Below are 12301 nucleotides of genomic sequence, written 5' to 3' on the forward strand. Positions count from 1 at the left end.
AGTATGGCTCGGCGCATCATGACTTGGCGCCACCTTCGGCATCGTCAACTGACTGCTCTCTGCGCGCCGCTCGGCACTCGTGGGATCAGTAGGCTTGTAACTACCCGGCGGCTGTCCATTAGGTCCCGGCGCAGCAGCCACCGGGCTGCCACCTATCTGCGAATATGCCATGAAGCTACCCAAGGTGCCCTGGAAGAACATGGCCGCCATTGGGGGGCGCAGTCAGAATCAAGGTCGTCAGGATCAATCCCATGCCGCCCTGCTGCATCGCCTGACTGGTCATACCGTCACTGGACGCGACCATGAGCGGGAACTTGTTCACAAGCGCTGTCATCCAGAACGAGGCCGACACGCGGATCACCATGTCCAGCGCGATAGATACCATCGCCGCAAGAACCACCATCGAGAACATGGTGCCTATGCCGTAGAACAACTACCTTTGAACAGCTGCTTGGCCTAGGCAAACAGCAGACAGAAGATGCACAGGGACCGCAGGACGAAGAACGAGGCCCAAAGCGACCTCGTACAGCAAACGCTCTGAATGTTGGTTTGGTCAATACTCGCTAACAAGCCGTAATGCGACCTCTAACAACTCATGCCTGTACGCCCCGGTCGCACTTCGCTCAGTAAGACTTGAAGAGCGGCTCAGTGCAGTCGGTATAGAGCACCTTGCATTGCCCAATGCTCTCCTTACTGCACGCAGCCAGCACATTCTGGGTTGCACTTTCGCGCGATGCTCCCGTGTTCGTCCTTACCTTCCGTCCTTCCTGCGCGGTCGCGTAGGCAACGCACTGGTTCTTGTAAGTTGTCAGGACTTTGCAGTCGGTCGCCCCATACTGCGCACATCGCTCTTGGGCTTCTGTCTCGGCTGCCGACTTATCCTTATGACCCTTGGATGCCCCCATGTCACCAGACGCAGGTGACAGAGAGATGGCACCCCACGTCTTGATCCAACGGCCGTCGGGCCTGGGCGCAGATGTGCCGCTCTCCCCCCCAGTTGGAATCGGGGCGCACCCACCGACACCCGGGCCACCGATTGGGTACTGACCTGGCGGGCAACGCCCTTCTGCAAATGCTTGGCCGGCAGCTACCAACGTAATCATCAGAAGAATCACGCGCGAAGCCAAAGACATATTTACCTCTTCATCAATTGCCGCTGATCTTATTCGCAGCCCGGAGCCCAGTCTCCTGGGGGGACAGCAGCCCCCCTTGCGGAACAGTGAGCCTGCCATTCCCAGCTGAATTACTGGTTTCCGGATTGACAGAATCCTGCTTCGAAGGAGCAGCTGGTGTATAGGTGCCGGGTGGACGCCCATCCGCACTCGGAGTAGCGGCTGCGCTACCACCTATCTGCGAATATGCCATGAAGCTACCCAAGGTGCCCTGGAAGAACATGGCCGCCATTGGGGGCGCAGTCAGAATCAAGGTCGTCAGGATCAATCCCATGCCACCCTGCTGCATCGCCTGACTGGTCATACCGTCACTGGACGCGCCCATGAGCGGGAACTTGTTCACAAGCGCTGTCATCCAGAACGAGGCCGACACGCGGATCACCATGTCCAGCGCGATAGATACCATCGCCGCCAGTACCGCCATGGAGAACATGGTTCCAATGCCGTAGAACAGCCATCGCTGGAACAGCTGCTTGGTCTGGTCGAACAGAAGGCAAAGAATGAACAGTGGTCCCAAGCCGATGAACAGGGCCATGGCGACCTCATACAGCAGCAACATGGAACCTGCCGTCACTGCAGGTCCGCCCGTGCCCAGGCCGATGAACCACATCGCACGGGTCTTGTCAGCCTGCAGCTCGGGATCATTGAGAATCTTGATCCCATCGATGCTGGACAGCGCCACCTGCATCCAGGCAAGGCTCTTGTCGATCTGCGCCTCGGGCTTCTCGTCCTTGCCGGTCACAACGTGCGTGATCAGGCCCTTCACGTCTTCCGTCAGGAATTCATGGAGGTCGCGGCCGAACATGCCCATGCTCGTCGCCACCGCCACGATCAGGGCGGCGCGCGCCATGTTGGTCACCAGGATCATCATCGAATCCCGGCTGCGGCCGGTGACGATCCGATAGCCCTGCACCAGCACCCACAGGGTCATCAGGGTCAGCGCGATGCCGCCGACCCACGTCATCATGTTCTCCATCAAATGGAAGCCGAACTTGCCAATCCTGTCGCGCAGGTAGTCAAGAATCAGCTTGAAGAACACGAAGTCGCCGATCGACTGGATACGCACAGCGTGCTCCATCAGATCCTGGAACCCGCCCGAAAAATCAAAGTTGGCAATCGACCTGATCGTCATTCCTGCAATCCCTTGGTAATACTGCTTTTCCACCGGTGGCGACGCCCATGCACTTGCTCCGCCTACCCCACCGCCGGCCTTAATCGATGGACAGTGCCGTCTTCAGCGCGACGGTCTTCACCAGATCGCTCGCAAGAGTCTTGGTGGGATCACCCTTGAGCGCCGCCTGTGCCACGATCTTCTGGTTGGCTTCCATTACTTCAATGTAGGCATCGTAAGAACGCATGCGTCCTTCCCAGCTCTGCGCTGCCACTTCCAGGTTGTTGGCCATGCGGGTCGCTTCGCTGTCCGAACCCTGGACGTTGCCCTGATCATTGCTGAGGATGCGCAGATCGAAAATTTCCTTCAGGCCCGACTCCATCTGGGGAATGGACTGCGCGAGGAACATGACCGAATCGTTGTACTTGCGATTCTGCATCATGCGGATGTTCACGCAGATCTGGGTCTGCTGTTCCTTGATGTCCCCGGTCGGATTGAACACAAGGCTCTTGAAGAGATCACCGGGCGAGAAACTGCTCTTGCTGCCACAGGTCTCCGCCACCAGATAGTCCGCAGGCACGGGTACCAACGGCTGCCCTTCCGGCAGGCCGATCTTGCGCATCTGCGCCTGCACCTTCACCAGCGCCTGAGCGTATTGGTCAAGCGTTCTCTTCCAGCGTTCTGCCTGCTCGGCATACTCGGCGGCGTCGGCCGTGTAACTCGTAATCGAATTCCTATACTCATAGATGGCCTGCAGCAGGTTCGAGTAATCGAACACCGGCCAGCCTGCGTTCGCCGTCGTGGTTGCCAATGACATCACGGCGCCCACTGCCAGCGCGCTCAGTCTCGTGCTGCGCGGCATACGGGCCTTCTTACTGTTCTTGTGCGGACTGTTCATCATCGTCTCCATAGTCGGTCGTTCAAGAGCGTCGGGACACCCGACTCACGCCACAGCTTCCGTACTTGCCGTCTTGCCCGAACCCTTTCGATTCTTGTAGAAATCTTCCAGCCACTGCTCCGGCGTCAGCTCATCCACGGTGATCCGGTTGCGGACTGCAGCGGTCTGCAACACCCGATGCATGATGTCGATGTTGTCGGTCGAGGCCGAGATCACCGAGAGGATGTCGTCCATGCCACGCAGGTTGAGCTGGCAGACGCTGGACGCATGGCCCTGCTTGACCAGGAAGCAGCGCGAGCGCTCGTCCAGGGCGGTAACCACCCTGAACTCGGCCTCGGTCAGCTTCAGGCCGTCCATGTAGTCGCTCTTGCTGGCATTCGGGTTCGGCAGCAGGATCAGCGTGGCGGTCTGCTCGATCAGCGCGGCGGAGATATCGCTCTTCAGCGCGTCCTCCGGGCTCTGCGTCGCGAAGATGCCAAGACCGTTCTGCTTACGGATGGTCTTCTGCTTGTTCTTCGCGAACTCCTTCAGGCCACCCTCGCCGTCCAGGATCTTCCAGAACTCGTCCATCACGTAGATCAGCGGACGACCATCGATCAGCGACTCCAGGCGGTGCAGCAGGTAGTTGATGACCGGCACACGCACTTCGGGGTTGTCGATGATGTCGGTGTAGTCGAAGCCGATGATATTGGCCTTGCTCAGGTCAACGGTATCGATCGGATTATCAAATACCCAGCCCAGCGAATTGCCCGAGGTCCAGCGGCGCATGCGCGCGTAGAGCCCATCGTCACCCATGTTGGGCAGGCTCTTCTGGAAATTGGTCATGCTGCGCAGATGCATCGGCGTATCGAGCATGCTTTCCACCGCGCGATAGATGTCTTCTTCCTCGCGGGCGCTGTACTCACGCTTGCCGGCCAGCACCTTGATCAGGTCGGCCAGGAACTGCACGTTGGCTTCGTTGTTCTCGCACTGGAACGGGTTGAAGCCGGTCGGCGCGCCGTTCTCCAGGGCCAGGTAGTTGCCTCCGCAGGCCCGCACGAAGATTTCCGCACCACGGTCCTTGTCGAAGAAGAAGATGGTCGGCGACGGCTCATACTTCTGCACCTGGCTGAGCAGGAAGTTGATCAGCGCGGTCTTACCGGTACCGGACTTGCCGATCACCATGGTGTTGGCGATCGCCTTCTCCCCCAGCGAGTTTTCCGACGGATGGGTCGCGTGGAAGTTGAAGTAGTACGGCTGGCCGTTGGTGGTCTGCAGCGTGGTGACGCAGTCGCCCCACGGGTTATTGTGCTGCTTGCCGGTCGCGAAGTTGTGCAGCGGCGACAGGCCCAGGAAGTTCAGCGAGCTGACATTGGCCAAGCGGGTGCGATAGCGCCAGTTGGCCGGCAGCTGCGAATAGAAGGACGAGGTGACCGCCAGGTCTTCCTTGGTCGACACGAAACCCGCATTGGACAGCTCGGCGCGCGTCGTGGCCACGTTCTGCGACAGTTTGGCCTGGCTGTCGCCGTAGACCGTCATGATGAAGTGGTACTCGCCCAGCACGAAATTACCCGACGACAGCTGGTCCATCGCCTGGTCCAGCTCGACGATCTGGCTGACTGCCTTGTCACCGGAGGAGATCATCATGCCCTTAGTGCGGTCGAGCACCTTGAGCGCGTCCTGACGCCCCATCGGGCTGAACGAATGGGTGATGACGTACTCGTAGTCCAGGTACTTCAGGCCGTTGAGGATGCCCGGGTAAGTCCCCTCGGCATACTCCTTGATGTTCAGGATGGCGCCGAAGTGGTTGGCACCATTAGGGGTATTGATGACGAAGTCACCGGTCTTGGACGAGAACATGTGCCGGCTGACCGGCAGGTAGTCCTTGATTGGTGCCGACAGCACCGGGACCGGCTCGTCAATGCGATTGATCAGGTAGCCGAACAGCTCCAGCGTTTCAGAGAACACCACGCCGTTCTTTGCCTCGTACATTCCCAGGCGGTACGGCGCGTAGTCGCGGATGACGGCCTCGACGTTGCCGGCCAGCTCCATCAACTTTTCTACTGCCTGCTCCTGCTCGGCGCGCAGCTTGTCCACGTTCGCCGACTTCTCGACGAAGCGCTTACCCGCCACCACGGGGCGATAGATCATGGTCAGGTACAGCTCGTTCTGCATGATGCGCTGCGAGGACAGCATGCCCATGTACTGATCGGACACGTCCTGGTTGAAGCGCTGCTTGTAGTTGCTCTTGCCCTTCAGCGTGCGGCGACGACGGATGTCATGCACCCAGAACGCCACGTTCACGAAGTCGGGAGCACGCAGCGTCTGCAGCAGGCGGTTGAACGTGTTGTGGCGATGCTCCAGCTCCCACTCCTCACGGCCGACGAACGGCAACCCTTCCAGATGCCAGGTCAGCAGGTAGTCGCCGCCCGTGGTCTTGACCACGTTCGGGGCGACGTGCGACGACAACGGGATAAACTCACTGATGGAGGTGTCAGGGCTGAACATACGACTGCTTCCAAAGAGGTAGTGCCAAGGAGTTACAAAGGACCCGGCGGGCGCGGACGCCCGCCAGGCCGGATCCGGACCTCAATCCATTCGGGCCGGCTTGTCGCGGTAATGGTTGGGGTTGAACACCCACATGCCATCGTGTTCCTGCACGTTGCGGACTTTCAGCTTGAACATCAGGCGCAGGCCCAACAGGCGGAAGATCATTTCGTCACGCTTGGCCATCTGCCGCATGATGAAGACCGCCACCGGAATGGTGAGCAGGAACCAGAAGTTCGTATACATGCTGAGCAGCAGCAAACCACCTGCCACCATGAAGAATGGCAGGTAAGGCACGCCCAGGAACATGGCCGGGCGCGTGCAGCCGCGGAACACGACGTTCTTATGCACTGTAGTACTGGATCGCGTTTTTGATCAGGTAGTAGCCAGTGCTGGTACCAGCACCGCACTTGCCATCACTACCTTCGCCCAGCAGCATGCGTGCGATCTGGCCAGCGGCACCGATCAGCACGCCACCGATCAGAATCGGCGCGACGTCACCGATGCGCTTGTGCGCGAAGGCGATCTGGTAGCCGGCGAAGATCACCGCAATGGTCACCACGGCGATTGAGGCCATGTTCAGCAGGCCGTTGATGTTGGAGAAGAAACCGCAGACCTTCTTGTCGGTGCCGCCGAAGTCGGGACTGGTGGCGAACACCTGCGGGGCGAACAGTGCGCCAACGAAGATCGTGGCCATCAGCAGGGTCTTCAGCGTGCGCTGGGCCTGGACGAGGTCGAGATTGGATCGCTTCATGGATTGATTTCCTTGTTGATGGACTAACACAACTGAATCGGCCAGCCGGGGGACTGGCCGCACCACGACTTCGTCAGAACACGAAGGCCGCATCCCCTGCGGGAATCTGCTGCACCGGTGCGGCCTGCACCGGCGCGTTGTACGAATTGTCGGTACCGGCCACAGGCTGGTTACGCTCGCTCCAGGGGCGCAACATCACCGGCCCTTCGTTGCCGACGCCAGCCGCACCCGGCAATTGCTGCGGCATGGCCATCGCCTGTGCGGGGCCCTGCTGCGGCATGCCGCCGGCCTGCTGCTGCGGATAGGCGCCCGCCTGGGCCGGCTGCGCCTGCGGCTGCATCATCCGATCCACCGAACCCAGTACCACCTTGGACAGCGCCTGGTCGGCGATGTTCAGCAGGCTGCCCCGCGCCATCGCCCCGGTGGACGGGTACACGACATAGGCGCGTGCGGGATCTTCCGACGGCACGTACACGGGGCCATTGGATTGAGCAACGATGCGCGCCTGCGCCGGCGAAACCAGCTGCGGGTGATGCTCGACCTTCACCGCGCGGCGCTCCCCCCGACTGACCACGTCGATCGGTGCGACACCATTGCCGGCAACCTGCTGGCCGCGGCGGATCGAGTCGTAGATCTTCTGCACGTAGCCGTGACGGAAGCCGGTTTCGAAGTTGCCCGAGTAGTAACAGCTGAACGACTTGCCCCAGTCACCACCGGAGCGCTTGTAGCACTCGGCGAGGATGCGCGAACCGGCCTGCAGGTTCGGGCACTGCTGGAAGGCCTTCTCGTAGGAATCCAGCCCGTATTTGCCCAGGTTGTAGCGATTGACCTGGGCCAGCCCGATCGAGAAGTTGTAGCCCTTCTCTTCCAGCATGCGCACCGTCGCCAGCGCTTCATCCAAGGCCTTGGGCTGGCGCACCAGTGCACCGCCGACCACGCCGATGGCGTAGGGATTGCGCGACGATTCGACATTGATGACGTGCTGCATCACATCCATCGATACGGCCATCTCCGGGCACGCCATCATTTCCAGTCCTGGCAGCATCCCTCAGCCCTCCTGCCCCTGGGCACGCCCAGGATTGAAGTCGATGCCGGTGATGTAGCGCGAGCCGGCATGCGCCTTGATATGCACGACGATATCGATCGTCATCATCAACAGCCGCTTGATCACGTTGAACTCCAGGCCCGAACCCTCGGCTGACGCCTTCACCATCAGTGCCAGCTGGTCCCAGGTCTGCTCCGGGCTGCCTGCATGGCAGCTGGTGATCGAGCCCGGGTGGCCAGACGCGCAGTTGCGGATGAAGTAGAACGCTTCGTCACCGCGCAGCTCGGCCAGGATGATGCGCTCGGGCTTCATGCGCAGGCAGGCTTCCATGCAGCTCTTGGCCGTGACATTGCTGGTGCTCTGCCCGCCCTTGGAATACAGCAGGTGCACGACATTGGGCTGGGTCAGGAACAGCTCGCGTGCGTCCTCGATGGTGACCAGGCGCTCGTTGTCCGGGATATGGTTGACCAGCGCCTTCATGAAGGTGGTCTTGCCGCTACCGGTCGCACCGGATACCACGATGTTCTTGCGGTACATCACCGCACGCCGGAAGAACTCGGCGTACTCGCGCGAATGGCGCAGCTCCAGCAGCTCGCGATCCTGCTCGCTGATGCTGCCATCACTCTCCAGGATCTGGTTGAAGAAGCCATCTTCGTGATACTGGCTGAGCGACTTGGTGTGCTTGGACGGCAGACGGATGGTGATCGACACCTTGCCTGCATCACATGCCGGCGGAATCACGAACTGCGCACGCTGGCCGGTGGGGAACGTGAGCGACACGACCGGATCGGCATCGGTGATGCGCTGGCCGGTGTTGCTCTCGTTCACCACCGCCGTGCAGAACTGCCGGGCCCGCTCGAAGGTCAGGCTCGGCACGTCCACCCGCTGCCACCCCGCCCGGGTTTCCAGGTACAGCTCACCGGGACGGTTGATGCAGATTTCCGTCACTTCCGGAGAGGTCATGTACTCGGCGATGCCCAGCACTTCGTACTGATAGCGCAGGAAATCGCTGGAGACGAGGGCGAGGGGTGACACTTCGGCGTCCATGATCGTTCGTTGGGTTACCGGCGGGGATGCAGCACGTTGGTGAAGTCGACGTCCTTGGCGACGTAGACGTTCACGATCGTGCCCTGGTTGATGGTGACGGTTGGCGGACGACGGTTGCTGCTGAGTGCCTCGTTGGCCAGGCGCTCCATCGTGCGTGCGGTAGCACTCTCGTAGGGCGACTGCACCGTCATGCCATTGTTGGCGATGGTCGTGGTCTCCGGACCGTGCTCGGCGGCCGCATACTTGAAGGCGTCGGAAATCAGGCTGATCATCAGCGCCGATGCGATACGGCTACCCCAGTGCGCGCTGTACTGGCCCGGATGACCGGCGCCACCCAGCTGATCCACGCCCGGGCTGGACATCGCAACGTCGATGCCATTCGGTGTGGTGATGCGATCCCAGATCACTTCCACGCGCTTGCCCATCGGACCGCCGCCGTAGGCGCCATAGATCTTGGAGCCCTTCGGCAGCAGCAGGTTACGGCCGTTGATCGAGTACACCGGCTCGGTCAGCAGGCACGAGGTGTAGCCGGCGAGGTCGGTGATGATGCGGGTTTCCAGCACGCAACGCAGGTAGGTGCCACGCACCAGCAGCGCATCGGGGCTTTGGATGTAGGTGGCGCTGGAGACATCCTCGACGTCCGGGCCGCGGCGAACCTTTGCGGGAGCGGTGTTGCCGTTCTGCGCCTGCAGCGTGGCGAGCATGGCCTGTTCGTAGGATGAAGGAGGACCCCCAGCCTGACCCTGCCCTTCACCCATGCCACCCACGCCACCGCCAGACCCGGCAATGCGGCGATCAAGCAGCGAGGGGCCACGCTCGATCTCGCGCTCCTGACGCGTGCCCATCATCGCTGGCGAAATGGCATTGCTCTCCTGCGGCGGCAGCGGTGGCAGCATCGGAATCGGGTCAGCGGGCTGCATCGCCTGCGACGGAACCGGATCCGTCTGCACGGCGTCCGGCAGCGTCGGCGTAGACACGCGCGCAACTTCCGGCACCTTCTGCACGGCATTCTTGTCATCCTGCCCCTTCCGGAACAGCAGGAAGCCCATGGCCACCAGCAGCAGCACGATACCGCCGAGGAACAGCAGCGCCTTGCGGTTCAACCGCTGCTCTTCGGCAGAGCGCAGCTGCGGCGCGGCCGCATCCAGATCCGGCGCAGGCTCGGCCTGGGTCGTGCCGAAGTAGGGATTCGACGGCGCGTCCGCGGCACCCTGTGCGCCGTACGGGCTCTGGCTCTCGTCGCGTCCGTTGTTCGGGTCGTTTCCGGGAGTGTTCTGCTGGCTCATTTCTTCACGTTCCTTCGCAGGCCGACGACGAAGTCGCCGTGGCGGATGACCAGGTACGGGTGCGTCCCGTGCACGATCAGCGTATTGCCTTCAACCGTGGTGTTGACCACGAAGTCTTCACCGTATTCCGTTTCACGACCGAACACCGCCGGGAAGATGCCGGTCTTGTACTCCGGCGAATTCGGCAGTTTCAGGTAGGTGAAACGACCATCGTCGTAGGCGTTGACCGGGATCAGCCACCCCATCTTCTTCGCCTTGCTGGTCGAATAGGAGTAGTTGAAGTTGTACTGCCGGTCCTTGGCCAGTTCCGAGCTCAACAACGGCTTGGCCTCTTCTTCGACCGCTTCCTGGGCGACACCGAACACGGTGTCGTTGGGATAGACGAAGGCGATCTTGTACTGCACGCCTGCACGGCGTGCCTGCTCCAGCTGGCGCCAGTCGGTGGCTACTACCTTCAGTTCGAAGATGTAGGAATGGGTCTCGGTGCGCACCATCATGTTGGTGTCGACGTCGACGTTCTTCGGCTTGAGGTAGAACACGTTCTCGCGACGGGTCAGTTCCCAGCCGCTGCTGAAGCCGGTGCTGTAGTCGAGGATCTTCTCGTTCGGGCTCAACTCGATCTGGGTGGTCAGGCCCAGGCCGGTGCGAACCGGATAGATGCGGTCCTTCTCGTACTCGTAGTGGTCAACCGCCTGCGCCATCGCCGCTGCTGAGAACAGCAACGACAACATCGACAGCAGCGCCAGCGCGCTTCCCCTGATATTTCGACTACTCATCGGTTGCTTGCTCCATCAGCAGTTCCGGTGGAATTGTTCTGCGCCGGCCTCATGGCCGGCTGTCCGGGCATGGCCTGCCCCGGCATTGCTTGCCCCTGCACCGGCTGACCCGGCATCGGTTGGCCCTGTACAGGCTGTCCCGGCATTGCCTGACCCGGTACCTGGCCGTTGGCTGGCACCGCGACCGGCTGGCCGGTGGCCGGGTCGATCATGGTGGCCGCGGCCGGATTGTTGGGATCGTAGACACCCTGCGCCTGCTGCGCGGCCTGCGCGGCCTGCTGCGCCTGTGCCTGCATGGCGCCGTCATCCGGCACCGGCACGCCACGCGAGTAGTCGTTGTCGACGCGGTACTCGGTGACCTGGAACGCCAGCGGATTGAGGATGCGATCCTGCTCGGACAACGCCAGGTTCTGGTTGTACTCGAAGCGCATCGTCACCAGCTGGTTGTCCAGGTAGGTAGAGACGCCGGTGCGCTTGTCCAGCAGGCTGCGCTGGATGCGCACCGAAGCGCCGCGGAAGCTGCCGTTCGGTTCTGCGCCCAGCGGCGTGATGCTGAGGATCTTGACCCGGATCGCGCGTTCGCGGCCATACATCACGAACGGGTTCTGCGGATTGTTGCCGGCATAGCGGACACGCATGGACTGCGCCACCGGATCGGTAGACATCACGAACACCAGTTCCCAGTCACGCAGCCCCATCACCGCCGAGTCGTACGATTCGCGCGCGAGCACGTACTGGGCGACGTTACTGCGATTGATCGCTTCGTTGGTGGTGATCGTCTCGCCCTGGAACGTGCCACTCAGGCGCGCGACGGTCGCGGTACCCGTGTAGGCATCGGCCATCACCAGGAACGGCACCTTCTCCTTCAGCGGCAGCATGTAGTAGTAGCCCCCCGCCAGCGCGAGCGACATCAGCAACGAGCCCGTGGCGACCCACCACGCGCGCCGCTCGCTGCGGCGCGCCATGTCGGCCACGGTGATCTCGTAGCTGACCGCCTTGGCGACCGACTGCTCGACCTTGGGACTATTGCCGGGATCCTTCTTGCGGAACATGGATTCTTCCGTACTGCTGAAACATCAATGGGCGTGGCACCCCTGCGACAGGCGCGGGGAGCGGCACGTTCGATGATTTCGAGGTGGGCTCAGGTGCCGCTCTTGGAATCAGCGCCCTGCGCCGACGCGGTCGGCGTCGAGCCAGCGCTCTGCACAACGATCTGGTTGCCAACGATGGAGACGGAGATGCCCTGCGCCGCATAGGCTGCGGTCAGATCGATCACGGCCTGCTGTGCGTTGGTGGTGTCGATGTTCGAGACCGCGCCATACAGAGTGAAATCCGAGCTGAGGCGGTAGTCCAGCGTGCGCCCGGAATCCTTGGCCCAGCGCTCGAGCATGGCTTTGAGCGTGCCATCCATCGGCGAGGCCTGGTAGACGTAGCTGGAGTACAGCGGAATTTCGGTCGTCGTCGCAGCAAAGCGGTTGACCGGCTTCCAGCGGCCTCCGAAATCCGGAGCGGACTTGGTGGCGCAACCGGCCACCATCAGCGCCGCCACTGCGGCGATGGACATTTTCGCGATAAACGCCTGATTCATACGGGCTTCACTTTGACGTACGAAAAAGCAGTCCCGAGCATTGGTCCCCTGGTCGTCCGGCGCTGCATCGCGCACGCCGGAATCGGAGGGACACGCTG

Annotated in this window: 12 protein-coding genes and 1 pseudogene; all 13 read right to left on the reverse strand. The window is 61.6% G+C overall.

Annotation, left to right across the window (positions count from 1 at the left end):
- Positions 1-175 precede the first annotated feature (175 nt).
- The 13 genes and pseudogenes from ACSYHF_RS12425 to ACSYHF_RS12485 all read right to left on the reverse strand — a co-directional run bounded on the left by ACSYHF_RS12425 (position 176) and on the right by ACSYHF_RS12485 (position 12203).
- Positions 176-412, reverse strand: coding sequence for a hypothetical protein (locus tag ACSYHF_RS12425; protein ID WP_231109097.1), 237 nt, complete (start codon positions 410-412; stop codon positions 176-178).
- Positions 413-623: 211 nt separating this feature from the next.
- Positions 624-1232, reverse strand: coding sequence for a DUF4189 domain-containing protein (locus tag ACSYHF_RS12430; RefSeq protein ID WP_315974269.1), 609 nt, complete (start codon positions 1230-1232; stop codon positions 624-626).
- Positions 1147-2304: a type IV secretion system protein gene (locus ACSYHF_RS12435; protein WP_065186154.1), complete on the reverse strand. Its 1158-nt coding sequence runs from the start codon at positions 2302-2304 to the stop codon at positions 1147-1149. The genes ACSYHF_RS12430 and ACSYHF_RS12435 overlap by 86 nt, the downstream gene beginning before the upstream one ends.
- 79 nt (positions 2305-2383) lie before the next feature.
- Positions 2384-3181, reverse strand: coding sequence for a hypothetical protein (locus ACSYHF_RS12440; RefSeq protein WP_271162860.1), 798 nt, complete (start codon positions 3179-3181; stop codon positions 2384-2386).
- Between the two features lie 45 nt (positions 3182-3226).
- A complete protein-coding gene (locus ACSYHF_RS12445) occupies positions 3227-5668 on the reverse strand; it encodes a VirB4 family type IV secretion/conjugal transfer ATPase (RefSeq protein ID WP_447575697.1) in 2442 nt (813 codons plus the stop codon).
- An 81-nt stretch (positions 5669-5749) separates the two neighbouring features.
- The gene (locus ACSYHF_RS12450; RefSeq protein ID WP_019660289.1) at positions 5750-6058 is read right to left on the reverse strand and encodes a type IV secretion system protein VirB3; all 309 of its coding nucleotides are present in this window, start codon (positions 6056-6058) and stop codon (positions 5750-5752) included.
- Positions 6051-6461 (reverse strand): TrbC/VirB2 family protein, encoded by a 411-nt coding sequence (locus ACSYHF_RS12455; protein WP_049415067.1) that lies wholly within the window; start codon positions 6459-6461, stop codon positions 6051-6053. The genes ACSYHF_RS12450 and ACSYHF_RS12455 overlap by 8 nt, the downstream gene beginning before the upstream one ends.
- Before the next feature lie 567 nt (positions 6462-7028).
- Positions 7029-7506, reverse strand: a pseudogene (locus ACSYHF_RS12460) (lytic transglycosylase domain-containing protein); the annotation flags it as partial.
- A gap of 3 nt (positions 7507-7509) precedes the next feature.
- Entirely contained in the window at positions 7510-8553 is a 1044-nt protein-coding gene (gene virB11 / locus ACSYHF_RS12465; RefSeq protein ID WP_049415061.1) for a P-type DNA transfer ATPase VirB11, read from the reverse strand.
- A gap of 14 nt (positions 8554-8567) precedes the next feature.
- Positions 8568-9839: a TrbI/VirB10 family protein gene (locus ACSYHF_RS12470; protein WP_053500185.1), complete on the reverse strand. Its 1272-nt coding sequence runs from the start codon at positions 9837-9839 to the stop codon at positions 8568-8570.
- Positions 9836-10615 carry a TrbG/VirB9 family P-type conjugative transfer protein gene (locus tag ACSYHF_RS12475; protein ID WP_014037652.1) on the reverse strand — a complete coding sequence of 260 codons (780 nt, stop codon included), beginning with the start codon at positions 10613-10615 and terminating at the stop codon, positions 9836-9838. The genes ACSYHF_RS12470 and ACSYHF_RS12475 overlap by 4 nt, the downstream gene beginning before the upstream one ends.
- On the reverse strand, positions 10612-11667 hold the full coding sequence (locus ACSYHF_RS12480) for a virB8 family protein (protein WP_019660295.1): 1056 nt from the start codon (positions 11665-11667) through the stop codon (positions 10612-10614). Before ACSYHF_RS12480 ends, ACSYHF_RS12475 begins: the two co-directional genes overlap by 4 nt.
- 89 nt (positions 11668-11756) lie before the next feature.
- The gene (locus tag ACSYHF_RS12485; protein ID WP_095377175.1) at positions 11757-12203 is read right to left on the reverse strand and encodes a hypothetical protein; all 447 of its coding nucleotides are present in this window, start codon (positions 12201-12203) and stop codon (positions 11757-11759) included.
- Positions 12204-12301 lie beyond the last annotated feature (98 nt).

This window comes from Stenotrophomonas maltophilia group sp. P373 (assembly GCF_053295075.1).